42 protein-coding genes, 1 pseudogene and 1 other annotated feature are annotated in these 25,354 nt (G+C 44.7%); of the genes and pseudogenes, 28 read left to right on the forward strand and 15 right to left on the reverse strand.

Going from position 1 to position 25,354, the window contains the following annotated elements; genetic code table 11:
- Positions 1-7 precede the first annotated feature (7 nt).
- The 9 genes from EYS00_RS15085 to EYS00_RS15120 all read right to left on the reverse strand — a co-directional run bounded on the left by EYS00_RS15085 (position 8) and on the right by EYS00_RS15120 (position 5,436).
- Entirely contained in the window at positions 8-928 is a 921-nt protein-coding gene (locus tag EYS00_RS15085) for a hypothetical protein (protein ID WP_130638069.1), read from the reverse strand.
- Positions 928-1,083, reverse strand: a complete 156-nt coding sequence (locus EYS00_RS20575; RefSeq protein ID WP_165399396.1) for a hypothetical protein — start codon at positions 1,081-1,083, stop codon at positions 928-930. The genes EYS00_RS15085 and EYS00_RS20575 overlap by 1 nt, the downstream gene beginning before the upstream one ends.
- A complete protein-coding gene (locus EYS00_RS15090) occupies positions 1,076-1,531 on the reverse strand; it encodes a hypothetical protein (RefSeq protein WP_130638071.1) in 456 nt (151 codons plus the stop codon). Before EYS00_RS15090 ends, EYS00_RS20575 begins: the two co-directional genes overlap by 8 nt.
- The gene (locus EYS00_RS15095) at positions 1,528-1,971 is read right to left on the reverse strand and encodes a phage virion morphogenesis protein (protein ID WP_130638073.1); all 444 of its coding nucleotides are present in this window, start codon (positions 1,969-1,971) and stop codon (positions 1,528-1,530) included. The genes EYS00_RS15090 and EYS00_RS15095 overlap by 4 nt, the downstream gene beginning before the upstream one ends.
- Complete coding sequence (locus EYS00_RS15100) at positions 1,968-2,459, reverse strand: phage protein Gp36 family protein (RefSeq protein ID WP_130638075.1); 492 nt, start codon at positions 2,457-2,459, stop codon at positions 1,968-1,970. Before EYS00_RS15100 ends, EYS00_RS15095 begins: the two co-directional genes overlap by 4 nt.
- Positions 2,459-2,806 (reverse strand): hypothetical protein, encoded by a 348-nt coding sequence (locus tag EYS00_RS15105; protein WP_130638077.1) that lies wholly within the window; start codon positions 2,804-2,806, stop codon positions 2,459-2,461. The genes EYS00_RS15100 and EYS00_RS15105 overlap by 1 nt, the downstream gene beginning before the upstream one ends.
- A 70-nt stretch (positions 2,807-2,876) precedes the next feature.
- Positions 2,877-2,937 (reverse strand) — a sequence feature (23S ribosomal RNA rRNA prediction is too short).
- 9 nt (positions 2,938-2,946) lie between these two features.
- Positions 2,947-3,876 (reverse strand): hypothetical protein, encoded by a 930-nt coding sequence (locus tag EYS00_RS15110; protein WP_130638079.1) that lies wholly within the window; start codon positions 3,874-3,876, stop codon positions 2,947-2,949.
- 10 nt (positions 3,877-3,886) lie between these two features.
- Complete coding sequence (locus EYS00_RS15115; RefSeq protein WP_130638081.1) at positions 3,887-4,243, reverse strand: capsid cement protein; 357 nt, start codon at positions 4,241-4,243, stop codon at positions 3,887-3,889.
- Between the two features lie 2 nt (positions 4,244-4,245).
- On the reverse strand, positions 4,246-5,436 hold the full coding sequence (locus EYS00_RS15120) for a hypothetical protein (protein ID WP_130638083.1): 1,191 nt from the start codon (positions 5,434-5,436) through the stop codon (positions 4,246-4,248).
- Positions 5,437-5,625: 189 nt separating this feature from the next.
- On the opposite strand from EYS00_RS15120, the gene EYS00_RS15125 reads away from it, so the two are divergent.
- Complete coding sequence (locus EYS00_RS15125) at positions 5,626-5,859, forward strand: hypothetical protein (protein WP_130638085.1); 234 nt, start codon at positions 5,626-5,628, stop codon at positions 5,857-5,859.
- 345 nt (positions 5,860-6,204) lie between these two features.
- Here the strand turns inward: EYS00_RS15125 and EYS00_RS15130 are convergent, their stop codons facing one another.
- The gene (locus EYS00_RS15130; RefSeq protein WP_130638087.1) at positions 6,205-6,672 is read right to left on the reverse strand and encodes an ImmA/IrrE family metallo-endopeptidase; all 468 of its coding nucleotides are present in this window, start codon (positions 6,670-6,672) and stop codon (positions 6,205-6,207) included.
- A 3-nt stretch (positions 6,673-6,675) separates the two neighbouring features.
- Positions 6,676-7,044 (reverse strand): helix-turn-helix transcriptional regulator, encoded by a 369-nt coding sequence (locus EYS00_RS15135; protein WP_130638089.1) that lies wholly within the window; start codon positions 7,042-7,044, stop codon positions 6,676-6,678.
- A 195-nt stretch (positions 7,045-7,239) separates the two neighbouring features.
- Here EYS00_RS15135 and EYS00_RS15140 point away from each other — a divergent pair, with 195 nt between their 5' ends.
- Together EYS00_RS15140 and EYS00_RS15145 are read left to right on the forward strand one after the other, a co-directional pair.
- Positions 7,240-7,806, forward strand: coding sequence for a hypothetical protein (locus tag EYS00_RS15140; protein WP_130638091.1), 567 nt, complete (start codon positions 7,240-7,242; stop codon positions 7,804-7,806).
- Positions 7,807-7,830: 24 nt separating this feature from the next.
- Positions 7,831-8,535: a hypothetical protein gene (locus tag EYS00_RS15145; protein ID WP_130638093.1), complete on the forward strand. Its 705-nt coding sequence runs from the start codon at positions 7,831-7,833 to the stop codon at positions 8,533-8,535.
- A 113-nt stretch (positions 8,536-8,648) separates the two neighbouring features.
- Here EYS00_RS15145 and EYS00_RS15150 read toward each other — a convergent pair whose 3' ends face one another.
- Together EYS00_RS15150 and EYS00_RS15155 are read right to left on the reverse strand one after the other, a co-directional pair.
- Positions 8,649-9,071, reverse strand: coding sequence for a hypothetical protein (locus EYS00_RS15150; protein WP_130638095.1), 423 nt, complete (start codon positions 9,069-9,071; stop codon positions 8,649-8,651).
- A 36-nt stretch (positions 9,072-9,107) separates the two neighbouring features.
- Positions 9,108-9,383: a hypothetical protein gene (locus tag EYS00_RS15155; protein ID WP_130638097.1), complete on the reverse strand. Its 276-nt coding sequence runs from the start codon at positions 9,381-9,383 to the stop codon at positions 9,108-9,110.
- A 249-nt stretch (positions 9,384-9,632) separates the two neighbouring features.
- Here EYS00_RS15155 and EYS00_RS15160 point away from each other — a divergent pair, with 249 nt between their 5' ends.
- The 4 genes from EYS00_RS15160 to EYS00_RS15175 all read left to right on the forward strand — a co-directional run bounded on the left by EYS00_RS15160 (position 9,633) and on the right by EYS00_RS15175 (position 11,420).
- A complete protein-coding gene (locus tag EYS00_RS15160) occupies positions 9,633-9,893 on the forward strand; it encodes a helix-turn-helix domain-containing protein (RefSeq protein ID WP_130638099.1) in 261 nt (86 codons plus the stop codon).
- Positions 9,890-10,597 (forward strand): hypothetical protein, encoded by a 708-nt coding sequence (locus EYS00_RS15165; RefSeq protein WP_130638101.1) that lies wholly within the window; start codon positions 9,890-9,892, stop codon positions 10,595-10,597. Before EYS00_RS15160 ends, EYS00_RS15165 begins: the two co-directional genes overlap by 4 nt.
- Positions 10,598-10,682: 85 nt before the next feature.
- A complete protein-coding gene (locus EYS00_RS15170; RefSeq protein ID WP_130638103.1) occupies positions 10,683-11,030 on the forward strand; it encodes a hypothetical protein in 348 nt (115 codons plus the stop codon).
- A 180-nt stretch (positions 11,031-11,210) separates the two neighbouring features.
- On the forward strand, positions 11,211-11,420 hold the full coding sequence (locus tag EYS00_RS15175; protein WP_130638105.1) for a hypothetical protein: 210 nt from the start codon (positions 11,211-11,213) through the stop codon (positions 11,418-11,420).
- Positions 11,421-11,452: 32 nt separating this feature from the next.
- Here the strand turns inward: EYS00_RS15175 and EYS00_RS15180 are convergent, their stop codons facing one another.
- A complete protein-coding gene (locus EYS00_RS15180) occupies positions 11,453-11,830 on the reverse strand; it encodes a helix-turn-helix domain-containing protein (protein WP_130638107.1) in 378 nt (125 codons plus the stop codon).
- A 127-nt stretch (positions 11,831-11,957) separates the two neighbouring features.
- Here EYS00_RS15180 and EYS00_RS15185 point away from each other — a divergent pair, with 127 nt between their 5' ends.
- Positions 11,958-12,224, forward strand: coding sequence for a helix-turn-helix domain-containing protein (locus tag EYS00_RS15185; RefSeq protein WP_165399397.1), 267 nt, complete (start codon positions 11,958-11,960; stop codon positions 12,222-12,224).
- 24 nt (positions 12,225-12,248) lie between these two features.
- Here EYS00_RS15185 and EYS00_RS15190 read toward each other — a convergent pair whose 3' ends face one another.
- On the reverse strand, positions 12,249-12,626 hold the full coding sequence (locus tag EYS00_RS15190; RefSeq protein WP_130638111.1) for a hypothetical protein: 378 nt from the start codon (positions 12,624-12,626) through the stop codon (positions 12,249-12,251).
- Between the two features lie 102 nt (positions 12,627-12,728).
- On the opposite strand from EYS00_RS15190, the gene EYS00_RS15195 reads away from it, so the two are divergent.
- From EYS00_RS15195 to EYS00_RS15285, 20 genes and pseudogenes are all read left to right on the forward strand, one after another.
- Positions 12,729-13,175: a hypothetical protein gene (locus tag EYS00_RS15195; protein WP_130638113.1), complete on the forward strand. Its 447-nt coding sequence runs from the start codon at positions 12,729-12,731 to the stop codon at positions 13,173-13,175.
- A gap of 4 nt (positions 13,176-13,179) precedes the next feature.
- Positions 13,180-14,196: a hypothetical protein gene (locus tag EYS00_RS15200; protein ID WP_130638115.1), complete on the forward strand. Its 1,017-nt coding sequence runs from the start codon at positions 13,180-13,182 to the stop codon at positions 14,194-14,196.
- Entirely contained in the window at positions 14,196-15,911 is a 1,716-nt protein-coding gene (locus EYS00_RS15205) for a Mu transposase C-terminal domain-containing protein (RefSeq protein ID WP_130638117.1), read from the forward strand. Before EYS00_RS15200 ends, EYS00_RS15205 begins: the two co-directional genes overlap by 1 nt.
- A complete protein-coding gene (locus EYS00_RS15210) occupies positions 15,901-16,929 on the forward strand; it encodes an AAA family ATPase (RefSeq protein ID WP_130638119.1) in 1,029 nt (342 codons plus the stop codon). The genes EYS00_RS15205 and EYS00_RS15210 overlap by 11 nt, the downstream gene beginning before the upstream one ends.
- Before the next feature lie 71 nt (positions 16,930-17,000).
- On the forward strand, positions 17,001-17,666 hold the full coding sequence (locus tag EYS00_RS15215) for a DUF3164 family protein (protein WP_130638121.1): 666 nt from the start codon (positions 17,001-17,003) through the stop codon (positions 17,664-17,666).
- A gap of 44 nt (positions 17,667-17,710) precedes the next feature.
- Positions 17,711-18,028, forward strand: coding sequence for an HU family DNA-binding protein (locus EYS00_RS15220; RefSeq protein ID WP_165399398.1), 318 nt, complete (start codon positions 17,711-17,713; stop codon positions 18,026-18,028).
- A 43-nt stretch (positions 18,029-18,071) separates the two neighbouring features.
- Complete coding sequence (locus tag EYS00_RS15225; protein ID WP_130638125.1) at positions 18,072-18,764, forward strand: DUF2786 domain-containing protein; 693 nt, start codon at positions 18,072-18,074, stop codon at positions 18,762-18,764.
- Between the two features lie 9 nt (positions 18,765-18,773).
- Positions 18,774-18,998: a hypothetical protein gene (locus tag EYS00_RS15230; RefSeq protein WP_130638127.1), complete on the forward strand. Its 225-nt coding sequence runs from the start codon at positions 18,774-18,776 to the stop codon at positions 18,996-18,998.
- Positions 18,976-19,386: a hypothetical protein gene (locus EYS00_RS15235; protein ID WP_207301715.1), complete on the forward strand. Its 411-nt coding sequence runs from the start codon at positions 18,976-18,978 to the stop codon at positions 19,384-19,386. Before EYS00_RS15230 ends, EYS00_RS15235 begins: the two co-directional genes overlap by 23 nt.
- Positions 19,387-20,151, forward strand: a complete 765-nt coding sequence (locus tag EYS00_RS15240; protein WP_130638131.1) for a hypothetical protein — start codon at positions 19,387-19,389, stop codon at positions 20,149-20,151.
- Complete coding sequence (locus EYS00_RS20580) at positions 20,148-20,321, forward strand: hypothetical protein (RefSeq protein WP_165399399.1); 174 nt, start codon at positions 20,148-20,150, stop codon at positions 20,319-20,321. Before EYS00_RS15240 ends, EYS00_RS20580 begins: the two co-directional genes overlap by 4 nt.
- A gap of 6 nt (positions 20,322-20,327) precedes the next feature.
- Positions 20,328-20,729, forward strand: a complete 402-nt coding sequence (locus EYS00_RS15245) for a regulatory protein GemA (RefSeq protein WP_165399400.1) — start codon at positions 20,328-20,330, stop codon at positions 20,727-20,729.
- Positions 20,726-21,130 carry a Mor transcription activator family protein gene (locus tag EYS00_RS15250; RefSeq protein WP_130638135.1) on the forward strand — a complete coding sequence of 135 codons (405 nt, stop codon included), beginning with the start codon at positions 20,726-20,728 and terminating at the stop codon, positions 21,128-21,130. The genes EYS00_RS15245 and EYS00_RS15250 overlap by 4 nt, the downstream gene beginning before the upstream one ends.
- 89 nt (positions 21,131-21,219) lie before the next feature.
- Complete coding sequence (locus EYS00_RS15255; protein ID WP_130638137.1) at positions 21,220-21,540, forward strand: hypothetical protein; 321 nt, start codon at positions 21,220-21,222, stop codon at positions 21,538-21,540.
- Positions 21,524-21,967 (forward strand): M15 family peptidase, encoded by a 444-nt coding sequence (locus tag EYS00_RS15260; protein ID WP_130638139.1) that lies wholly within the window; start codon positions 21,524-21,526, stop codon positions 21,965-21,967. Before EYS00_RS15255 ends, EYS00_RS15260 begins: the two co-directional genes overlap by 17 nt.
- Positions 21,955-22,482: a hypothetical protein gene (locus EYS00_RS15265; RefSeq protein WP_130638141.1), complete on the forward strand. Its 528-nt coding sequence runs from the start codon at positions 21,955-21,957 to the stop codon at positions 22,480-22,482. Before EYS00_RS15260 ends, EYS00_RS15265 begins: the two co-directional genes overlap by 13 nt.
- A complete protein-coding gene (locus EYS00_RS15270; RefSeq protein ID WP_130638143.1) occupies positions 22,475-22,693 on the forward strand; it encodes a hypothetical protein in 219 nt (72 codons plus the stop codon). The genes EYS00_RS15265 and EYS00_RS15270 overlap by 8 nt, the downstream gene beginning before the upstream one ends.
- The gene (locus EYS00_RS15275; RefSeq protein ID WP_130638145.1) at positions 22,694-23,191 is read left to right on the forward strand and encodes a DUF1804 family protein; all 498 of its coding nucleotides are present in this window, start codon (positions 22,694-22,696) and stop codon (positions 23,189-23,191) included.
- Positions 23,184-24,815, forward strand: coding sequence for a phage terminase large subunit (terL, locus tag EYS00_RS15280; RefSeq protein ID WP_130638147.1), 1,632 nt, complete (start codon positions 23,184-23,186; stop codon positions 24,813-24,815). The genes EYS00_RS15275 and terL overlap by 8 nt, the downstream gene beginning before the upstream one ends.
- Positions 24,805-25,354, forward strand: a pseudogene (locus tag EYS00_RS15285) (hypothetical protein); the annotation flags it as partial. The gene terL and the pseudogene EYS00_RS15285, both read left to right, overlap by 11 nt.

A 25,354-nucleotide genomic window follows, 5' to 3' on the forward strand; every position in this document is an offset into this window, starting at 1 on the left:
ACGTCACCTAATCAAACATTAATGAAAATTCGTCGTTACCAGCATTTGGTAGCAACACGAAATCTATGTCGTAGCCCACGTTGCCGCTATCAAGCTTTGTGTAGACCGGCTTTTTAATCTGCACATTCGGGCAAGCTACCGTGGCTCGACTGCCGACTGGGCCATGTGAAATAGAAAGAGGACCATGCGAGCGATCGCTTGCACGTTCAAAGAAATTGATAACGTCGAGCGTTGGCGCTTCAATTTGCCCTTTGCCTGAGCCGTTTCGACCTGAGAACAGAATTTCTGCCGTCGTAAGGCTCTCGTCGTAAACTGGTTCGTTGCCAGGGTTCAAGCTCAAGCTAAACGGCTTCACGCTTTGACCATGTAAGCTGGCATTAGTCGTGCGCCCTGGGCCAGTGGGTACAAAGTTCAACCATGGCGAGTTATCAACAGCAGGCATTGCCGCAGCTGTGTGTGAAGGTGCTTGCCATAGTCCTTTAAACTGCCAACTTAGCTTCGGCACCCCTTTTTCGAACACGATTTCAACCATGCCTCGCATGCCTGCGATTTCATGCAAGTTATTGCCAATACGAACAGTGGCAGCAGCCGAGCCTCCCATGTCAGATGCAAGCACGTAAGTTACGCTTACGCCTGGGTCAATCACTTCCGCTAATCGGCATGCCAACAGTGCTGAGGCAAACGGTGGGGGCGTCCCTGCGGTACCACTTCCAAATAAGTGTGTTTTGTAACTAATACTGACGTGTTCTCCATGAGGAATAGACTCGAACGCACCTTCATAGCCACGTTCAGCTTCGTCGGTGATTTCTTCACCTTCGGGGGTTATGTTCAAGTCAAACACGCGTTGATAATTCGCTGAACTCAAGCTTGCGCCAGTGCCATACGTTGCCTCCTCAGCAAGCAAGATAACTTTCTCATTGAAACGCATTAGGCTTTCTCCTCTGGTGCAGTTTCACTTGCATTTTTTACTGACTTCACCTGGTTTCCTGAAACCACGTAGCGACCACCTTTAATGCCTTTCTGGGCGGCGACTAGCGCCTTAGCATTCGGCGCTGGAGTTGATGTAGCTGGCTTTTTACTCATCGACATTCCTCACGTTACTCACTACCGTTTGCGATGTGGCAAACTGCAGCTGATACAATATGTTTTGTTTCTCTGTGTTCATTTCGACGAGCTTTCCTGCTTCAAAAGTTATTGCATCGAAATTACTGACCACCACGCCAACCAACGCGGTTTTGACGTTTTCACGCCACTCTTGAAGCGCATTTTTCTGGCTGGTACCGGATTTATCGCCTATTGACTTAAACGCCCCTACAACTGCAAACCGCTCCATAGTGCGCTGCTGAACATCAATGCCACCAATTTCATCAGGCTGCTCTGCAAGCTCATCGAGTGGCAATACAAAGGTCTTGTTTGATTGCAGCGACTTTTTCAACAACGCGGGCATAGACAACGCTGGGTCAACCCTTAAACCCGAATCGGTTAACACGGTTTCAATCACGTTTAAATCCAAGTTAAAGCGCAAGCTCATTTAAACCACCCATCCACAAATCGAAGTGTCATCTTGTCAATACGGGCTTGCTGCTTTGCTGCAATACCAATGATTTTCCGCTTCGGTATCGTTACTCGCTTACCGCGTCCTGCTTTACCTCCAAATTGGTGAATAGCAGCGTACTTTTCCGTAAGACCATGCATAAGGTCTTGGCCAAGAACATCGTGCGTTACACCTTTCATAAGCAATGTCTTATCGATAAGCGTTTGACCACCTTCAGCCGCTGCTCGCTGTGACACCAACCACTTGTTACCTTCCGGCGTCTCACCGTCATAAAACCGCTTGGTAACATCGCTGTCTAGGTACGCACCAATTTCATCCAACAAAGGGGCTGGTGCCTGGCTAGTCGCAGCAACGCTGTGAAACAGGCTAAACACCTCACTGCCTGACACGTTGATTTCAATAAACGTACCGCTCATCGGCCAAATCCACCCCAGTCAAAACGACTTGTACTTTGCGCGGTAGTAATCGCCTTTGATGTCGTTTTTGCTGGGTCGCTGGTACCTAGGCTAATTAAGCCGTTTGCGATATCTCTTAGCTCAGTCATTGCATACTTTTTGTTTGCCCGGGTGTCGTCATCGGCCTCCACCATTAGCTCGTATTTCACAAGCTTTTGGGCAATATTGGGTAACGGACTGTCTTCAATTTCAGCAGCTGTTAACCCATTTGGATAACGCTTGGTGATATACCCGTTTATCTGTCGCTGTGCGCTAGTGATAGCCAGTTCAACACGCGTTACCGCTGCGCTGGCCACTTCAACTAATTCAACAGCAAAATCGCCAGTAGGCTCACTATTCACTACTGCAAGAAATACATCGGCATCGAGGTCGCCTTCGACACGGCCCAGCAAAATATCAACGATATTGCCAAGGCCGACATGCTCAACAACACTCGATACCGTAATCATTATTCAGTGCCTTGTGCGGCTTGATAGGCAGACCATGCTTCGTTTCTTAGCTCTGCCGATACATCAAAACCTACAGCTTCCGTTAATGCTGCCGTTGATGGTGCGCCGGTACCGGTGAGGTTATCTTTGTTGCTGATAACATCGGGAATGACCGCAAGCACTTTTTCGAGTTCAGTAAGTTCTGGCTCAGACGTTTCTATGCCAAGCGCAGGAACGGCAATGGCGTTACAGTTCAGTAATGATTTCGCCTCTTTTTGTGATAACCAAATAGGCTGATCAGGCAACACACGTACACCGTTGTGTTTGACAGGGTCGACACAAACGTATTCTTTTAAATCTTTACTCATCACACTCTCCACAGGTTGGGGCATCCAAGCCCCTTCAGTCATCCCTGTTGCTTTGGTGGTGGTTATAAGGTTTGCCGGTGAGCTATTACGCTTTCTTTAAAGGATGGCTGCTTCTAAGCCGACCTCCCGACATAATGGCACTACTCAGCAACAACGTTTTTCAATAAGAACCCTGACTCGATACCGGTTAACAGTGGCGCACGTTCGTACTCGACCCCTGAAATCCAGCTTTTCACAGACTTGTCAAACCACGTTTTCTCAACGCTAGGGTGGCCTGTTCGGCGGTAGGTATAACCAAACGATGGCATTGCTCGTGTCGTAATAGTCTCAGGCACAACGGCTAAGATGACGTCCACTCCCCATAAGTCTTCAAAGTTGTCGCTATCGTCCACTACAACTGAACCAGCAATGACCACTTTTTTAATATCGAAGATGCGCTGATAATCCTCTACTGTGAGTATTTTCATCTTCGAGTCACTGAGCTTGGCGAGCATCACTGGATGCTCACACAGCGCGTTATGCACCAGGGCTGGAATAACCATTTTGTTTGGGTATCGCCCTGTTTTTGACCGAATCGCTTCTTTTTTGTCTTTCACATCTTTGATGGGATTGGAGCTCTCGTAATCACTCCATTGGTCGGCTCCAGACAAGGTTTCTTTGTTATTAATGCTGTAATTGTCTGCATTACGGGCAAGGCTAGATTGTTCAAACTCAAGGTGGTTGAGTTCTATTTGCATTACTGTTTCAACAGACTGACGGCGCAGGTTGATGCCAGGCACTTGCTTTTCATCGTCAAGCCACTCTTTAGGAATAACTGCATCTAAACCATTGTTAGTCAAGCTGTAGTTACCGGCCTCAAAGCCAACTGTGACACGTTTTGTTTGCGTACCTGGGGCACGACGCGTGTTAATTAAACGAAACGCAGATTTATCAAACTGAATGATTTTTCCCGATGCTGCATCTACATTGACATGAGGAAACAACTCGTGGCCAACAAGACCTGGTACCGCAAAACCCAATGCAATTTTTGAAAGTACCGTATCTACTACGCGAATATGTGAACGTTCCATTTACGTCTCCTTAGCTAGTCGCAGGTAAAATGAAGCCTTGGAACGTCGCACCATCACCGCTTGCCGCAGTAATGGCTCGCGCAACGGGCTTACCAGTGTTAAGAGGGATGAATTTGCCGTCGGTACCAACCTCAACAAGGCTATCTTCTGGGATAGCTGCGCCTGCGGTCATTGGTACTTGACCCAAACAGTCAACCGCCAGTTCGCACCCAGATTTACCATCAACAAACGTTGTGCCGTACATGTGCGAACCAGCCGCCGGATAGCTACCATCTTTCGTTACTGCTCTTCGCTGAAGCACGTCAGCAGCTGCCATTACGGTCAGCGTCAGAATGGCCACACGGCCTTCGTCTCTATAGTTCGCCATGATTAAGCTCCTCCACTTACGGCTACAGCAGCGTCGGCGTATGAGCAATTGTGCTCTTTCATATACTCCTCAGCCTTTGCATCCAAATCGTTGCTGCTGTGGTCTAGCAGCTCATTGTCGTCATCGCCCAGCGGCGACTTTGTACCAAGGCCATCAACAAAGGCTTTTGCAAAGTCGAACTGGCTTTGCTCCTCCGTTTTATCCGCTTTGCTGAAGCTAAACGTTTGAGCGTTATCGCCTTGCGGTAGGCTTGCCATAAATTCGGCTAGGCCCGTTGCTTGGGCAGGTGTTAATGCACCGGTTTGCACCTTTGCATCAACAATGGCTTGGCAGTCAGCAACGCGTTGGTTAAACGCCTGACTTTCAAGTTTTTCTTCAGCATTGGCAGCACGATTGTTGGCATCATCCAGCTTCGCGCTAAACTCTGCCTTTGTGGCATCAACTGCCTTTTTAATGGCAGCATCTAGCTGCTCCTGGGTGATTTCAGACACATCGTTCTCCTTTGAGTCTGGTTTATTGAAAAGGGGATCGTCTTCAAGCTGCTTATTCTCTTCAGCTTGTTCTTTTGCAAGTTGCTCACGCTGGTAATTCAGCTCCCGCTCTGGAATTACGCGGTTTGCATCTTCCAGTGAAAACTTGTCGATAATGAAATCGCGCATCGCGCCAAACATGTCGATGAACGAGCGATTTGTTTGTGTTTCAAGGCTAAATTCAATGGTTTCCGGAGTAAGACTATCGTCTACAGAGAATTGCCAGCCCAATCCTTCTAAAGCTGGAGGAACCGCGCCCAAATATCCCACATGGTTTAAGGTCAAGCCTTTATCCGTTCTCACCAGTGAAATGCTGCGATTGGGGTACGCTTTCGCCGCAACAGCTTTGGCAAAGTCGACATTGACGTGGTCGGCTTTCATTTCTAAACGGTCATCACCGGTTAAACGCAGGCCACTGACCCAGCCGTGTGCCGGTGCATTGGTTTTTGGATGGCCGATCACCAGCGGCGCTTTTTCAGCGGCGAAATTATCAACAACCTCTTGCAAATCTGCACGAGAGTATGTGCGCGCTTTGCCTTTGTTATCGGTGTGTGTTCCGGCATAAAACACATCGTGCCAGCCAAACTCCGTCACCGTAGTTGCTGCATCAGCAACAACATCAGCAATGGGCGTTTTTTTGAATGTGGGGGTCTTTGTTTTCATAGTGCCAGCATGACACTGGCCGAAAACTGCATCCGCCCGAAGTGAGCTTCGGGGGATATCGCAGGGGGATTATTAATACGCTAACAACGCTGTGAGAGAAGTGCAACTGCGTTTTCTAACAGTATGTAAATGTGTTCCCTTTGCCCTGTTTACACAGGGCTTTTTTAACCTGGTTAAGTGAGAAACACTATGAAGCAAGTATGGGTTCTAGAACTAGCTAACGAGCATTCACACCGTTTTGGTTATGAAACACGTTTCTTCGGTGGAAGAACCGGCTCGAATATACCGTTTGTGGTGAACCAGGAGCGAGCTCTTCACTATAAAACCGAACATGCGGCCAACAGTGTGCTAACGACCGATATGAAATTTGAAGGATGGGTGGCGAAGCGGCTTGCTTTGCCCAATGGTAAGGTTCCAGAATAAAAAGCCCGCATTAATGCAGGCTTTTAACCACTACTTTTTACACACAGGACAGTGTGGAATTACTAAACAGCGTTTACCTTTGCGAGGTCTAATTACCTTGCCGTCACGAACTACGTGACTAACAAAGGTAACCTCACAGGTGCTTTTGCACTTTGGACAATATCCACTTGGCATAGCGTTTCCCTCCATAAGCTACGAGAGAACCTTGCCTTTCAGCAGTAAAAGTCTATAATCACAAAGCTTAAACATTGATTTTGACCCTTGATTATCTCTTGGTTGAAATTATCCCTAACTAGGTGGCAGCCTAGCAGGGGGCGGAAACCCTATCCCTTCGATAGGGTTTTTTTATGCGATAAAATCGAAACTCATTTGCTTAGTGGTATACCCCATATACTCTAGAATCACTCTAGCAAACTCATCTGCTTGCCACTCTGCATCCTCTTCTTTCTGCGGAGCCGAAGAAGAATGGTGCAATATTGCCCTATGCGCTAAAAATACATGTCCCATTTCATGCAGCATAACTGACAATGCCTCTTTCTCTCCCTGGCAAGCTAGTGTGTATATCGAATTGGGAACAGAAATCGTCATAGTATTGGGGTCGAAATGCCCTCTCGTTAAAAAATTCCACTCCTTATCTTCGTAGACGTTGAGCGTGACGGAGAAGTCAATTAACATCTCGAAGGACTTATCAAGACGCTTTCTATTACGCCTATTAATGTTAAAGGCTTGTGCGACTTTCAACGCCATAAATTCAATACTCTTCTGGTCGAGGGGCTGCACTCTATTACCCCTCAACTGGTACGGTTCACTCATCTTTTACCTCTCAGCGCTCTTATCTTTGGTGATTGATTCTAAAAACGCTGCAAACTTCTTAAGCTCTTCTGGTTTAAATGGAGAGCTCGCGAAACCCGCAACTAACATTTGTTGTTGATGTGACAGCCCACTTAATGAAACTGACTCGTTAGATACGTCTGCTAAGTCGCTTAGCTTAGGGATTGGATGCCCTTGTTTGTTGAAAAAGTTGTTAATTTTCTCAACCCACTCCTTTGATATCTTTTTTCTGCCTGTTTCCATACCACTCAGAAAAGCTGCAGACGTGTTAAGTTCGCTGGCCATAGTCTTTAACGTATGCGACGTATCGACCCTAGCTTTACGAACTGCTTTCCCAAACTCTGTGATTGCCATCTTGTCCTCTGATCTTGTCTTTTTGAACCACAACCAATATACACCATGCAGGTTTTAAAATTCAACCAATTTGGTTAAATTATTTTTTGTTTGAGGTTTTTGGGAAGGTTGCCTTCAATACGCGATGACTATTGAAAGTATGATTAATCGTGTTACTTTTGTTCCTTACAAACTGTTACTTCTAAAGGTATATTCATGGATGGGATCCCTTCTACCGCTTTCATTGGAATTGGCGCGATTGTCGCCGCAGTCATTACTGGCACTGTTGCATTACTTAGTGTCGTCATCGCGAAGGATCAAAAAACTTCTGAATTTCGGCAAAACTGGATTGATAGTTTGCGAATAGATGTCGCTGACTATTTAGGTTACTTTATGCAGTTGCAGGCTGTCCGTTTGAACTGCAAAGCTACTGGCCAAAACTTTGAAGACTTCGGTGGTCCAGGACCAGAACTTTATCAAAGATTGCATGCCTTATTTATAAGAATAAATCTTAGGCTAAACCCATCTGAACATTCTAAGCTAGCTTCAAAACTAAAAGAATTAGACCTCATCGCCGAATCAAATAATTCATTGGAGCAAGCTCAAAACGTTATTGATTTACATGCGGAAATCATGGTTCTCACTCACGGTGTTTTAAGCGATGAGTGGAAAAGAGTAAAAAGTGGAGAAAGTTGGTACGTCTTCATCAGATACCTGATCCTTATGGTCACCTTCCTGTTTGCAACTGTTTTTCCAGTCATATACATGAATTATGTTGGCTAATTATTGTGTGAGAAGCTTGGACAAATGAAAAAACTAATAGACTTAGCTCATCAACAACTCGTGCTCTTGTTGAAAAAATTAATCGTTATTGTACCTCTGTTGTTTTGCACCTTAATGTTTTTGTTACCGATCATTTTTTATATTTCGAAATTTGGACTAGGACTTTGGGATGATCATCAATCTTGGGCTGAGCTTGGTTCATTTTTCTCCGGTATATACTCTCCAATTATCGCTTTGATTGCTTTAATTATCCTCGGTGCGCAGTGGAGAGCGCAGCTCAACTATTCTAGATATCAGACTGATGTCGAAACTATAAAAATGTTTAGAGACAATATTGATTTCTACCTCTCAAAACTAGAGGAGGAACTCAAGTTTATACCCAAGAGGGATATAAGCATGTCTGAAAAGCTGAGAAATCTAAATGTACAAATGACAGCTGAGGATCTTAAAACTCAATTTACCATTGACTCGATTAAAAAGCTTAAACAAGAAAACCGCTTGGTGTTTGATCTTTGGCTGTCAATTATTCCAGAGCTAAAAGGGTTGAATGCTATTGACTCACCCATTTTTAGTCACGCGCTAACAGCAAGTAAACTGAGACTGGCAGTTGTTTTATCTCACAAGGTCTGTGTATCGCTTGATATGTGCACATACAGTCTTATGAAAAATGTAAAAAAAGAGGACCTATATTTTTGGGGAAGAGATTTAGATCAAAAAGACTGGACTTAGAAGCTGTTTTAAAACCGTTTTAAAAACGATTTACTGGCGATTTAGTTCACCCTCTAGCGTGATTATCCCAACAAAAGTAAAAATCACGCCACAGGGCGTTACAGAGCGATTTTCTAAAATGACGTAAAAACGTTATCACTGGCTCTGATAACTTCACCGTTATAGCCAGTTTCTTGTAGTTCACCATTAACAAATATTGCGGGAGTGTATCCTCTGACATAACCGCCGTAATCATTGGTAGCTTGATAGTTGAATTTATAACACCAATAACCGTAGTCGTACTTTGGGGTTACGTTATCTGAGAATTCCATATTGCTTGCGTAACACTTGAAGCTCTCTGTGATTACTAGGTTCTTTAACGAGTCGGGATCTTTTAAATACATTCTTATGAAGGGGTCGGCCAACGCAAGAACGTGAGCGTCTGAGGGCTTGGGATCATATTTTAAGTTGTTGGCCATAACAGCAACCTCTTCAGGAGTTGCCATACAACCGGTAAGAAGAACTGCTAACGCAGCGACAGGCATTAACTTAGCCATAATCAATATCCTTATTTAAATTGAGTTTTAAAACGCTTAGTTTTTGGGTTTGTCTTTTATTCCGAAAAACTCAGCCATTGTCATATCCTGTAACTCCGGCAATGCTTCAACACACAGACCAATAAAATCCGCACCAGGATTAGCACGGTTTTTATTAATACGGTTCATGAATGTCTGTACTTCTTTTTGCGAACCTTCGCGTTTGTATACCAAGCGAAACAATGCAGCCCCTTTTCTGTCGCGTTTGATCATCTCACACGCTCTAACCGCATATTTTTTCTGTTCGGTCTTCTTAGGCACTTTATTGTTCACGTATACAAAACTCCAGCTACATTACATTGCACAAAATTAAATATCAAAAATGATATATAAATCATCAACTTTGATTAAATTAATTATCAAAGATGATAATTACACTATAGTTTAATTTCGATGCATGTAAAATATGCGTTGTACGATTTTAATACAGCGCAAAATGTGGTTTAGTAATTAAGCGGTTTAGTGAGAGAAAAGCGTAGTTATCTGCACTCGCTAGATGCGAACAAAAGGATTGATGCAGTAATGGCAAAGTTAGGACTTGAATTCGACGGTAGCGAGCTTAAAAAGCTTCGAACGGATGCGAAACTTACTCAGGAAGAAATGGCTGAATTACTCGGGCTAAGCCGTATCACGATTGTGAAAATAGAAAAAAATAACCCTTCCACAATGAAAGCACTCAGCTGGAAAACGATCACTGAGTGGCAAGCGCTATGTCTAGACCGCGTAGGTGAAGAGCGTAAGCGTTCGTTTAAACAATACTTAAAACGAATACTTCACTTATGATTGTTAAAGCTTACCTTCCTAGATTACTTAAAATAAGCGCATTTTCATTTTGTGCTGCGCTAGGAATATTAAGCTACGACAAGCCTGTTTTTTTCTCTCTCGTTCAAATTGCTACCCTTGTTACGTTAACCATCATCTGCTTTAGAAACATCAATATTACTGGTGTTTGCATAATACTTCTGTTCACTCAGTTCGCCATAGATAGCTTTTTCACACTGATGCAAAACAATCTTGCTTATAAGCTAATTGCTTATGGCATAACAGCTTACGTGCTGTATTACTTATCTGGAGACATCGTACAGCGCATTGTAGTTGCGTTCTTTGTGGCAACTTCATGCGCTGAAGTATATTGGGCCGTCACCAGTTACAACGCACCAAACGTTTTCTTTTACTTCTATAAAGCAGCAATCTACATGCTGTGCCGGTTCTTACTATTCTATCGCGCCCATTTCACAACGCTAAAGCTAAAACGTCGTGCCAAGGTAACTCTGCTTGATAACCATCTGGTTAAGCTTCACGGCCACGTTGCGCTATTACAGTGCGCTATGATCCTCGAATACCTGATACGCCATTTAACACCGCTTCAGCCGCTACTCGTATATTCTATTTATGAGTATGTGATGCATGCATATGCGTTGGTTGTCTTGTGGTATGTTATTAGCGACTGCATCAACGACAAAGCAAGAAGAATACTTCAAGCATAAAGCTTCCCCCTTATACTTTTGTCTACTCCGTCGATAATTAAATTGGATGTTTCATCCAACTTAATTAACTACGGAGAAAGTAAAAATGAAAAAGGTATTTTTAGCTGTATGTATGTTATGTGTGAGTGCGTTTTCCACGCTAACATTTGCTTCCAACGAAGAAGTACTCACCACTGAAGTTATTGAGGCCGTTGAAGTAGAGCAAGCCATTGAACTCGCAACTAACGGTACAAAAACAGATCCCAAAGACAAATCAAAGAGCACTACCTCCAGCAAGTCACTACTACCCAACTCATTTAAAATACTACTGGCAACCAATGGAACAAAGACGCCACCGAAGAAACCACCAACAACTAATACCTCAAGGCCGATTGTGCTTCCTTGGATAATCACCTTACAAAGTGACGACAGCACCTTAAGTCGAGCAGCTTAGTTAACACACACTTTAATACATATAAAACAAAAGCTGGCTTATGCCAGCTTTTTTGTTTTCAATTCTTCTTAATGCAAAAGAATTATAAAAAAATGCAAAATGTAAATTTGAAGATACAGACATTGATTAACTGCGGCACTACGATAACGACTCTTTAGACTAAAGTATGAAGGAATATATATGTTATCTAAGCAAATCATTGTAAAAGCCAACCTAGCTAGGAATATTTTGGAAAATATGCTTTTCAACACTCCTCACGATAAAGAGATAGTTCTTACCGATCAAGATAAGCAAGACTTGACACTAGTATTGCGAAGTTGCGAAGAGCTTGCCGACTTGGGGAAAACGGTTGAAGAAATGGTTCAAGAGACCGTTTCAGCAATACGTTGAATTCTATTTGCTGCTCCTATTAGGAGCAGCGCCTAAATACCAGCAGATGCTATGATTTCAATCACATCTTTCAGATGTTCATCCGTAAAAAGTGCACCCTCTACATCGTCACAATCTTTTTTAATTAGCATTTTGATTAATTGAGCTTTTTGTTTAGCAGCCAAAACAGTATTTGACTCTTCAACTTTAAGTATTAATTCAACAATACGATCTAAGTTATATGACCGCTTACCAGTAACTACGTACTGAATATCGAAATCTAGCTCCGCCAACAGGCTTAATTTGTCTGAAGGAATAGGAGAACCGCCCTCCCAGCGAGTATAGGTTGCCCTACTGACATCGATACTCGCCTGCACATGAGCAGCGCTTAGCCCCAACCTTTTCCGCTCTTTCTGCAAAAAATTACTCATTATTTAGCCCAAAACATATTGACAGCATCAAATATGAGCACTAACCTAAACATATGACTCACTCCTAAGTCTTTTTGCTCACCGACCAAGACGAAACAAAAAGATGAAACACAAAGGTAAATTTACTATGACACCCACTGAAATCAAAGCCGAACTTAACCAAAGAGGCTATTCAATTGCCTTACTTGCCGAAGTTCTCAACAAAACGCCCGTAGCCGTTGGCGCAGTTATCAACAGAAAACTGGTTGCTAAACCAACAGCAGAATCTATATCTAAAGCTATTGGTAAAGACGTAAGTGAAGTTTTCCCCGACGTCCCCAGCTACCACACACCTTGCAGAGCAGCAACTCGCGAGCAAAAAAAAATCGAGCTTCAAAAGCAGCTAAGTGCGTGAGGGTTTTACCAATGAAACAGACTCTCATAACTCTCGCTTGGCCAATTGATGGCGACTTAGGTCGCAGAGCAGTTGGGCGACCAGGTGTTCTATATTTCGAACGCCGCCAGATATTGGCAGTGCCTTCAGACATATTGATTGAACTTCAACGCGTAGCAGCGCCAGAAACACTAAATGAGCACGATTGGGCATTGCATCTAGCTTTGTGTAATGGTCATTACCCGCCTGTAACAACCACAGTACTGAAGACATTGGTGGCAACACCCGAAGCATTGCCCTCGCACCAAAGGTTAGCCACAAGCCATGCAACTGCTCCACATCGTGTGGCAACAGCAACGCCATTAATTCACGCTTTTTATCACTTTGTGCGTGTTGGATTTGTTGAATATTTTCAGCAGTCATTTCGACGCTCTCGATTGATGAAACGTGTTTCTAGCGTAGGAAAATGCGAGACCTGCGTCACTGGTAAAACAACAACAAATAATTACTAGTAAGGGGAACCCCATGTCTCAGAACGACTTATTCGAACAATTAGACCTTGGTTTATTGAACAGCGACAACGCCCCCATTCTGGACGTAGAGGTAGAAGTTATTGCATCCATTAAGTACTGGGAACGTCGAACAGGATTGGGTCGTGAACGCTTTCTAGACCGCATTAACCTGTGCCTTCGCGACACTGACAAAGCGGTGACAAAAAACCAACTCAATAAGTGGTTATCACCTAGCCAAGAGAACACGGTACCAGCTTGGGTAATGCCAGCCATTTGCTGGGCGCTGCAAACGGTAGAACCGTTAGAAACGTTGCTCAAACCTATCGGCTTCAAAACCGCTGGCGTGGCTTCAGAAATACTGCGTCAAAAAGCGCAAGCCGACATTCAAGCGAAAAAGTATTACCAAGAAAGTAAGCAGCTTGATAACGCTATTAGCCAAATGCTTAAAGGTAGAGGTTAAGTGAATGAGTAAAAAAGCACTAACCACTCAACCTAATGCCATTGTAAGTCAGCTTGTTGCGCGCATTGGCGAGGAAGATTTAACACTGCCTTCTGACGCTAATGAGCTGTGGAGCCTAGTTGAAAACAGCGAAGCGTATGCGTGTTTGTATCAGATTAAAGCAGGGTTAGCGTATAAAGCGCTAAAAGCACAACTGCCACATGGTGAGTTTGAAAAAGAATTGAAGCAAAGAGGTCTTGCTCTTCGAAATGCGCAAAACAAAATCGCAGTTGCAGAGCTGGTACTAAATTGCCCAGCGCTAAAAACGCAGACGTCTGCGTTTTTAAAAGATGGAAAGTCAAATCGGCAGACGTCTGCCGAATTAGAAAGTGAACAAACTATCAATCTGGAATCGTTTAATTTCAGTCAGTTAAACGAGCTAACGCGTCTTCCTGAAGAAAAAATTCAGAATATTCAGCCTAAAGAGCTTGAAGAACTGAGCAAGTTACCGGTGCGCGCACTCAAAGCCACCGTTAAACAAATCAACTTTGATTTCGACCAACAGCATAAGCTTGAAGCAGAAAACGCAAACTTGAAGAAAACCACTACAGAGCTAAATAACCAGTTAGCCGAGGCCATTAATGAACTTGGCCACGAGAAGTTGAAAAAGGCTCCCGAGGCGCTGTTTGGTTTACCGCCACTGGTTGCCCACATTAAGCAAGAAGCTCCTCAAGTTAGCCAACAGTTGCACGAGTACAGTTTGCAGGTTGTTAATTTGGTAGAGCGAGTGATTGTGCCTGGGCTTGACCAAGAACAAGCAGAAATGGCTGCCGCCGCTATTTATCACTGGGTGACTGCGCCAATGATGCAGCTATCTACCGCGCTTAACCGTTTAAAAGATCACTTTGGCGAAGCCGTGATACACGAAGACGCTCCACTACCCAGCTATGGCGAGAACGAGTGGCTGGAAGCCGAGCAGCGTAGACAAGCAATTGTGTCGTTTCATCAAGGCGCGAAAAAACAGCGCAAGGGGCGCAAGTAATGCACCCTGCTGTGTACCAATATAACCAGCTGGTTTCCGAAGGGCTAATTACCCAAGACCCATGGGAGCAAGCTACCGGTAAAGCCAAAGCTACTGCAAATTATCGCTTACTGATTGTAGAGCACGTGCGTGTAAAACAAGCGCATTTAAACATGCAAAATGCCATTAAAGAGGTTTTACAGCTTTGTGAAAGCGGTGCTGCCTCAGACGGATTAACGGCGGCTTACAATACGTTGAATAACCCAAAAGCAGGCAGTATTCGGCTATGGGTAAAGGCGTTTGAAGAAAGCGGTAAAAGTGGATTACTTCCTAAGTATTCTGGCACCAACCGCACACAATACGGCTGGGAGGTACGCGTACTAGAGCTGTACCACAGACCGCAAAAACCAAGCATAAGCAAAGTTGCGCGTGACTTGCGTGAAATGTATGGCTTTAGAAACGCACAAGACCACAACGTTCGTTACTTTTTCAATACTCTGCCAGCAGATTTGCAAAGTAAGTCCCCCTGGCGTATGGGGCGCAAACAATACAATGATGCACTGCGTGAGCATGTATCACGCACTACCGAAAATTTACCCGTAGGTGTTTTGTTTCAGGGCGATGGCCACACCGTCGACCAATACATTAAACACCCTCGCACCGGCAAAATTTGGCGACCAGAGCTTACCGTGTTCATGGATGTTCGAAGCCGATTTATTCCAGGCTGGTACCTAAGTGTAGCTGAGAGCAGCGTAAGCACCATGGCGGCATTAAGTCATGGTATGGGGACACACAATCATGTGCCAGCACTGGTACATGTTGATAACGGCTCCGGTTTTAAATCAAAAATAATGAATGCCGAAACAACGGGCTTTTACGCCTCGTTTGGAATAGAGCCCATCTTTGCGTTACCAGGTAATGCAAAAGCCAAAAATGTCGAGCGTTTCTTTAGAACAATGGAAGACGACTTTGGCAAAGACTTTGATACGTACTGCGGCTATGACATGAGTCCAGATGCATCCCGAGTTTTCTCCAGTGCAGACAAAGCGCAGAAAGCAGAGGCAGCAGGTAAAATACATATTCCTACCGTTGAGGAATGGGTAGAAGCGTTTACCGAATGGCTAGAACGCTACCACAACAGACCACACCCCGAATTTCCCAACACTACGCCAGCGCTACTATGGGCAGAGCTAGAACGTACTCCAGTAGTTGATCACAACTTACTGGTAAAACCGCGTGAAAAAGTAAAAGTCAGTCGCTCGTTAGTCACATTGCACAAGCGCAAATACACATGCGATTACATCTACCAGCTTGAAGGCAAAGAACTGATCGCAGAGTACGACTTACACGACGATTCAACGATACGACTGTTTGATTTAGATGGTCGCTGGTTAACTACGGCGCAGCTGAAATCGAAGAAAGACTACATCAATGTGTCTCGCATTAAAGACGCAGAACGCAAGCGTCTACTTGCTCAAGAAAAGCGCTTTCACAACAAAATGGAAGAAAAGCGCGCGCAAGCTGGCGAGCACACGCCTTTGCATGTTGAGCAAGCCGACCAACTCGACTCACTTGAACAAAGCATTCAAGAGCTAGTTGAAGACCAACAACCCATAAACGACGAATTTAATTTAGACAGTGCGATGGAAAGCCTGCTGAAAAGCGCTGCGCCTGTTGAACAGCCAACCGACGATTTTGAACCTTTAGACCTATACGGAGAAACCCATGGCCGCTAAAAAAATAGAAATACCTGCGTCTTTCAACAGTAATTACAGCGAGAAAGATATCGCTGATGTTACAAGCATCATCAAATGGATGAACGAGAGCCTTCAACGTTCAAACCGCTGGCTATCACGTTGCTGCGGCGTGAGTGACGCGTATATTTCAACGCTACTTACCGGTAAACACAACGGTAAACCAGAAGACCTAATCGCCAAAATACTTCCCATCATGGAAGACAGTGAAACCCAAAGACAACCTGGTGAATTTGTAGAAACCACTACGTGGAACATTGTTAATTACGCTTGCAAGATGGCACGAGCGGAAGGCGGCTTTGCGATTATCGCGGGTTCACCAGGCGTAGGTAAAACCGAAAGCCTCGAAGAATATACAAGACGTGTTCCTAGCACGATTTACATGCGCGGCAGTGAGGTAACTAACAGCACTACTGTTATCGACAAGTTAGTAAAAGCACTCGACATACGCATTGGTGGCCAGTACCGCAAAAGCGCCAAAGTAGATGCCATTGTCGAAAAGCTAAAAAACTCCAAGCGCCTAATCATTTTAGACGAAACCGACAAGTGCCATGTAGACACGCCCGACCCACTTCGCACCATTTCTGACGACACCGGTTGCGGCGTTATTTTGGCGGGTAACACAAACCTTCGCAACATGGTAGCGATGGGCGATAACCGCTACGACTTGATTGAAAGCCGTGTTGTGTTTTGGCCGGAAATCATCAACAGGATATCTCCTGAAGACGTTAAAAACCTGATGAAGCCTTACATATCCGAGGACATGATTTCGAAGTACGACACCTTTGACGAGGTAGTTAAGTATGCCGGTGAATTGGTGAAAGGCAGTGCCAGAAAGCTCGTTAAAAGTCTGTTAAAGAACCTTTTAATGCTTCATGAGAGCAGTAAGAAAGACCCAAATTACCAAGGCATAAGCCGAGAAATGATGGCCAAAGTGGCCAAGTCATTCATGGGGGTTGCACACCCGCCTGCAATATCAAGAAAGAACAGTTCGGTTTAACACATTTACACACTAAGAAAAGCAATAGCACTTTTTTCGCTTTACCAACTAACCCGTAGAGGAACAACTAAATGAGCGAGATCCAAATACCTGAAGGCTACACCATGCGCGCTAATGGCGACTTGGTAAAGCTAGATAACCTAACCGCGCTAGAACGTGAAGAAGACGCACTGGTAAAAGCTTTGATGCCCGAAGCACAGCGCTTACACCGTGAGCTGGCTGAGTTCAAATATAAAGTTATGCACTGGGTAGAAGAAACGATTTCACGGTGTATTAGAGAGCACGGTATTAAACGCTTTGAAAAAATCAAAGGCAATGTGGCGTTTACCACTGTTGATGGCAACTACCGCGTAGAACGTGCTATCAGCGACAAGATAGAAGCCAATTCTTCTATTGAGGCGGCACGTCAACTGTTCGAGCAATATGCCCTAGTGTTGGAAAAACAAAGCGGTGAAGATGCTAAGGAGTTTATTCACTCTTCATTTCGCTTGAACAAAGACCAGTACGTTACCAGTCGCCTGGTTAACCTACTTAACAAAAATCTAAATCACCCACTGTACAAACAAGCCAAGACAGCATTGCAAGAGGCACTGTTTGTGAGTTCATCAAAAGCCTACGTGCGCTTTTACATTCGCAACACCAAAGACGACAGCTGGACAGCCATGCCGCTGCAATTTAGCAGTATAGCAATGGCAGAGCCAAGCTCAGAGAAATCCGCTAATGAAGAAGACGAGTAATCGCCTTCGGCAACAGCGACACCTTTGGCGCTTTTACCAGCGCCATGTACCAACGGGCCAAAGCCCACAACAAAAGAGAAACAACAATGAATAAATCACAATTAATCGACCAAATTGCTGGCGCAGCAGAACTTTCAAAAGCAGATGCTACACGTGCCTTAGACGCTATAACCAGCACGATCACTTCTGAATTGGCCAATGGAGGCAAGGTCGAAATAGTCGGCTTCGGTAAGTTTGAAGCCAAACAGCGCGCTGCTCGAACAGGGCGCAATCCTGCAACCGGTGAACCATTAGAAATTGCCGCTAGTGTTCAACCTTCCTTCAAGGCAGGTAAAGCACTAAAAGACGCCTGCAACCAATAACACTGACAAAGGGCGGTGTATTCCGCCCTTCTGGAGACTTCATATGTCAGACAAAATTTTAATACGTATTAAAAAGTTGCTAGCAATGGCAAAGAGTGGGAACCCTCATGAAGCTGCCAATGCATTGAGTCGTGCGCAAAAGCTTATGCAACAACACGGTATAGACGAGACAGCTATTGCGTTAAGCGAAGTTGAAAAAAGTGAATCTTTATTGCTCGGTGCCAGTAAGCCTCAGTTTTATGAGGCCATGCTTGCCAACCTCATAAAACGAGCATTTGCTGTCGAGCCAGTGGTGAATTACGCACTCGATAAAAACTTCAATTTAAAGAGTCAATTTTGGTTCTGTGGTATCTCGCCCAGCAATGAGTTGGCTGCATATTGCTTTGATGTTCTGTATCGCCAACTTAAGCGCGCTCGCGCTGATTTCACCAAAACGCTGAACAATAACTGTAAGCGCTCGACCAAAACTAGCCGAGCCAATGCCTTCTGTGTTGGTTGGATTAACACTGTTAGTAAGCAAGTTAGTGAACTTAGTTTAGCTGAACCACAGAAACAACTTGTTCATAGCTTTATCAGCAAGTCGTTGGGTAGCACCGAAACAAAGAGTGTTGAACAAAACCGCTCGGGTAAAGAACGCTATGCCGACTACGAACGCGGCGCTATTGCGGCAGATGGTGTTGTTCTAAACCCTGGTGTTAACGGCACATCCCAACCAGCACTTAACCAAGCGCTGTAGGAGTTAAAAGTGAAAACACATTTATTTTCAGCCTTCGGGACAAGCTACAAAAAAGCCGTTGGCGTGGTGTTATCAAGAGTCGTCTTTTTTGAGCCATGTTCAAGCCTCGGTAGAACAGGTACCGAGCTGCATATGGATGACGGCTCAGAAGTAATGGTGAATGAAACTGTTGATCAAGTGCAGCAAGTACTAAATGCGCAGGAGGTGTCAAATGAACCTGTTTCGCAAGCCTGATTTGGTGATTGGCAATGACTACCTATGCCGTTGGTATGTGATACCACGCAATCCGTGGTTCAACATCTACTTGCATAAGTTTACCGGTAGCGACATCGATACAGCGCTACACGATCACCCATGGTGGAGCTGCTCATTCTTGCTTAAAGGCGAAGCAGTAGAACACACCCAGGATGGCTCACATATGTTGCCTCGCTTCATACCAGTGCTGCGCAGTGCACGGTTCGCCCATCGAATAGAGCTTGTGAAAGGGCCGGTATGGACGCTGTTTGTAACAGGGCCACGCGTTCGAGAATGGGGTTTTTATTGCCCAAAAGGCTGGAAACACTGGACGAAATTCACCAATCAAACCGGCGATAAAGTTGGTGCTGGATGCGGAGAAGACTAAATGGGGTTAAACGTACTAGGCCACAACATAACTCAGCCGACGTTGAACTACTTTTTGCAAAACAAAAGGTCGAACAACAGGAAGCGGCTAGTTGAAGTCACTGGATGTTCTGAGGAAGTCGTTAATGAGGTGATTAGACTGATTGACGAGGAAGATCTGCGGGTAGTTCCTGAATTACATCAATTTATTTATGGCGGTAAAAAACAGCAAAAAAGAGAGGCTACTATGTCACAAAATTCATCCACTAAAGATTCAGTACTCAAAGTATTGGCTGGAGCCAGTACACAAATGCTACCTGGCACTGTGGTAAAGCAAACAAAAAAGCCTGACCCAGACGTTAAAAGCATTTTAAAAGCGCTAAAACGAGACGGGCTAGCGCTATACAAAAGCTGTGGACACTACACCATTTCTGAAAAAGGCATAAGCCTAGCAAAAAGCAAAGGCTTTGAAGTGCACTCTTCAACGTCTGCGCGCATCGACAACTTTCTAAAGTCACAAATAGAAAAAGGGGAACCGCTTACACCAAAGGTAGCCAAAGTGAAGCCTTCCGCTATTGCACAACAGCCTAGCGAAGACAGCGATACTCCTATGGACGAACTGTTTGGAACCATTGAGCTTTCATTGCGCGGTTCAAAGCTACTGTTTCAACTAGTCCAAAGCTTGAATGAAGGGCATTTGGTTAACGCAGGTTTTTCGCCAAAAGATATTGAGGATTTCAGCGGCGTTTACCACACCATCAAATACCAGGCACAGGGGGCTTTATGAACGAGCGAATGAATCAGCTAGTTGATGAAAACCAGTTGTTGAAAAAGCAAATACAAGGCTTGGAGGAGTCTTTAGATAAAGCTGATGACCTACTGAGTAAAATCTACGAATCTGGAGTTCATTTACAAGAACTAGAAGCAGAAGTTCATCACTATTTGGTGCTTGGGTGAATGGCTATGCATGATCCACTACGCCGCCAAATCAAAGCCGCTCAAACCGCTATAAACATGAGCCAAGAGGACTACAAAGCCATGTTGATGCGCGTTACCGGTAAACACAGCAGTACTGACCTTAGTCGCAACCAGATATACGCAGTGCTTGATGAATTCAAACGCCTTGGCTGGAAGCCAAACGCCAAAAACGGGAGGTTGATCAAAACTATTCAGTTTTTGTGGATGCGATTGGGCGAGGAGAATTGTTTAGAAACGCCAACCAAAAAAGCCATGGAAGCCTTTTGCAATAAGTATGTGGAAACTCGAACGTTTTACAGCGCTCCCAGGGGGCAACTTCAACACTTAGTTGAGGTGCTCAAAAAATGGTGTGAGCGCGAGAACATTTCAACGGGAAGCATAAAATGACTCTCTCTATTGACCACTTTAGTAATTCAGGAAAAATCATTGCTCGCGCGGTAGGCCCAGCTGCGGCATATAAACTGCTGGAGCAATTTGGTGGTCAAAGTTTTTATATTAGCCGTAACCCCACAGCTAAACATGTTGCCAGTAAAAAACTTGGGCTTGCAGTACACCAAGCCCTTGCAGACCTTTGGCCAGATCAAGAATTTGAATTACCCCTAAAAACGTTTGTTGATAAACGCGTTCGTAACGATGCTATTCGTGCCGATGCGACCCGTTTATCAATGCGCGAACTCGTAGCAAAATACACGTTATCACGTGGCCAAATTCAAGAAATAATTCGTGGCCATCAAATGTCAGATAACACTCACCTAGAAATTCAACAGTTGAAATTGTTCGAATTTTAGTTAAGCATATAACCCGCATTCCTTCTCTACATTCGCCCGAGTAAAGCTTCGGGTAATCCACCTAATAACAATGCTGCATGCTGTGGGCTATGAGACCTACAGCGCTAATCGACCTCGCGGTAAGAATAGTCCGCACTAAAGACAGATTTCGTCGCACTGAATTGTTCAATTCATGCCCGAGCCATCTGCAAGATCTCTTACGCTCAAATATCACCATTATTGTTGAACAATTCAAAGCAAAACAGCGCGCTAAACAGAATCGCCGTAGTGAGAACTCATACAGCTACAAGTTCCAACCTTTACCCGCGGAAACCAGAAAAATTACCACGGCACTGAATGCCAAATTAGGTAACGCCAGATGCGCTGAAATTCGAGAGCGATTAAGGGGGAACAATGCATCCGCTAGGTAAAACATCGTCACATCGTTTAAGCAGCTGTCACAGCGACTGGAAGGTCATTTGTGAAGCATTGTGTAACTGGGTTAACTATTCCGTTTTTTGTGGCCACAGAGGCGAGCTGGCGCAGAATCAAGCGTTTTTCAACGGCACCAGTGAGCTTGAATGGCCCAACTCAAAACACAACAGTTTACCTAGCCTAGCAATTGACATGGGGCCGTACTTCAGCGAACTGAAAAATACCGACTGGGAGGATGCGAACGCATTCGCAATGTTCGCTGGCATGGTGCTTCTGGTAGCTAAACAGCTTTATGTACAAGGCAAAATTTCACACCAGGTCATTTGGGGCGGTGATTGGGACTCCGATGGCCGTACGTCTGACCATAAGTTCCGTGATTTCCCTCACTTTGAACTTACAAAGGAGAACGTATGGAACCTGTAAGCATTGCTCTGGCGTTAGCAAAACTAGCCGGTGTTGACGAGTGGCTGAAGGACAAAGTTGGCGGTGTAGTGTCTAGCAAGGTCGCAACTAGGGTAATTGATATAGCCCAGCAAGTTGCTGGTGTTACTTCACCGGATGAAGCCCTTGAAAAAATTGGTGAAAACGCACGTTTGGCTAGTGAACTCAAAATCCAGCTGATGAACAACGAGCAAGAACTGCGGCTAGCGGCTTATCAAGACCGTAAAGACGCTCGAGCAACCTACCGCGTGCATCCTCAGCAAGCCGATAAACTGGCATCGTTCATCTTCAAATTTAACCTGCCCTGCATTATTGCACTGGTGATTATCAACTGCGTGGTCTTGCACTTTTTTCGCGACAATGCGGGTTTGTTGGCGAGCATTTGTAATGTTGTTGGTATGGCAATTAAGTCGCTGTTTGACGAGAGAAAAGAAGTAACAGGTTTTTACTACGGCGGCTCAATGGACGCCAGCGAGAAAAGGCATAGTGATGGATGATCAAACCAAAAAAGAGCTGTTTATCCAGCTCGGTGAAATGAATGCCAAGCTAGATGGCTTGAAAGAAGACAACACGACTCAATGGAACAAAATGGACGCTATGGATACTCGATTGCGTAAGCAAGAGGTACGTGCAGCCGGAATTGCAGCAAGCGTATCCGCTTTTTTTGCAATGGGTATCGACGCGATTAAAAAAGGACTTGGTGCATAAATGGCGCATTCATCCCAAAAGCAACTTGATGTGCGTAGCAGCTACGTCAACGAGCAGCTTGATTTAAAAGCGGCAGCGGCTTTTCATGGGGTGAGCTATGGCACTGCACGCAATTGGAAAAAGAGAGCGCTAGACGAGGGCGATAACTGGGATACGGCACGTACCGCTTTATTATTAACAAATAGTGGCAATAAAGAGTTCATTAACCAAGTAATTCAACGCTTCTATATTCAAAGCGAGCGTATTTTTGAATCTATTGAAAATACTACAAATCTAGACCCAAATCAGATGGTTGAGCTGATGGCAAAATGGGCGGATTCAGTCTCAAAGATATCTAAACACTTAGGGACGAACAATGACTTCAACCGCATCGGTTTTGCTTTGGAGCTTTTGCAACTACTGAGCACCTTTATTCGCGAGCAATACCCTCAACACGCGCAAGCCTTCCTAGAAATACTGGAGCCATTTGGCCGTGAGGTCACGAAAACCTATGGCTAAAACCAGTGTTAATCAGTTTTTAAAAGAACTTAACCAGCTAGGGGATGAGATTCGACTTCAGATTGAAAACGAGGTTGAAGGCTTTTCTGCTGACGAAAAGGCTAGGCAAGAACGCATTGATAAAACCCATGATCCTATTGATGGTTTTCGTTTCTTTTGTAAGACGTATTTCCCGCATTACATCGATAAAACAGAGTCGGTATTGCATAAGTACCTCTATAGTCGACTACCTGAAATTTCCGCTTCTAAGAAGCGTGTAAGAGAAGCAATCATTGCGCCACGGGGAGAGGCAAAATCAACTATCGCCACTCAGCTTCATACTATTTGGGAGATTATTACAGGAAAAACTCATTTTACCGTGATAATTATGGATGCTTTCGAGTCTCAAGCTGCCCCAATGCTGGAAGCTATACAAGCCGAGCTAGATTCAAACCCCAGATTGATACAAGACTATCCTGACATTGCTGGTAGAGGCCCCATATGGCGAGTAGGAACAATCGTTACCCGCAACGCTATAAAAGTACAAGCATTTGGTGCTGGACAAAAAGTACGTGGTATTCGTCACGGTGCTCATAGACCTGATCGCATAAAGCTTGATGATATAGAAAACGACGAAAACGTTAAAAGCCCAGAGCAGCGCGATAAGATTTTTAAATGGCTTAAAAAAGCAGTTTTAAAGTTGGGGCCACCCGATGGCTCAATGAAAGTTTTCTATATTGGAACGCTTCTCCATTATGATTCTGTTCTTGCTCGCACTATTAAGTTACCGACGTGGCTACACAAAAAATTCAAGTCAATTATTCGTATGCCAGACAACATGGATTTATGGGAAGAATGGGAAGAAATATTCCGTAATGAAGGTGAAGAAGTAGCAGACGAATTTTATTACTCACGAAAGAAGAAAATGGACAAAGGCTCCATTGTGAGTTGGCCTGAAACACGTCCGCTTTTGTTCTTGATGCAGGAGCGTGCTGAGGATCACCATTCATTTGATTGCGAATACCAAAACGACCCCACCAATGAAGAAGAGGCCACTTTTACTGGCATTAAGTTTTGGGTGCATATGGAAGGCCGTTGGGTGTACTACGGTGCATGCGATCCCTCTTTAGGCAAAAAGAATCGAAAGCGTGACCCGAGTGCGATTTTGGTCGGCGGCTACGACAGGCAGAAAGGCAAACTACACGTTGTAGAAGCGAGTATTAAACGCCGCGTGCCCAATCTCATCATAGACAACGTTATCGATTTTCAGCGTGAATACAACTGTTTGGTGTGGGGAATAGAAGCAGTACAGTTTCAAGAGTTCATGCGCACACGCTTAATGGAGCGCGGCAAAGAACGGCGTATACCGGTTCCTACACGGGCAATAATACCTAATACCGATAAAGACCTGCGCATTGAAAGCTTAGAGCCCTACATATCAAATGCAGAAATCCTTTTGCACCATTCTCAAACCGTACTCTACGACCAGTTACGTCACTGGCCAGAAGCAGACCATGACGACGGCCCCGACTGCTTGCATATGCTTTGGATGTTAGCAGCAAGCGGTGCAGGCGGTGTTCCTAAAGTCGCTTCAGCAGGTCGAAGGGGAGCTACAAAATTTGGAGGTTTCGGTTATGGCGGATAAAGTCATCAATAAACATGCCGCATTAACAGATTCTAGCGTTATTGAAAACCTGCTGGATCATCAATTACTCGACTTACTCAACGAGCTACCCGACCCAGACGTAATATTGCGTAAAGCCGGTATTGATTACGATGTGTATAACGAAATTATGGCTGACCCTCATGTCATTGGCGAGGTGCGCAGTATTCGCTCTGGACTGTTAGGGCTTAAATCAGAGATTAAAGCTGGCGACGACTCAGATAGTGCGCTGAAAGCCAAAGAACTCTGTGAATCAATATTTAAATCACCACCGCATGCATCTATGCGCTGGCCTGATTTAACCTGGTCTATTGGTAAGTGTGTATTGGTAGGACGTAGGGTTCATCATGTTAAATGGAAGGTAGAAAGCAATCAGCTACTACCTGAAACGCTTTTTGATATTAGTCACCATTCGTTTGCCTTCAATCACGATGGCGGTCTGTTGATACGCACTATGCAAAACCCCGCAGGCGAAACACCAGAAGACATGCGCTGGCTGGTTACAAGGCACACAGGGGATA

It is taken from the genome of Alteromonas sp. KUL49, assembly GCF_006538345.1.
GTDB lineage: Bacteria > Pseudomonadota > Gammaproteobacteria > Enterobacterales > Alteromonadaceae > Alteromonas.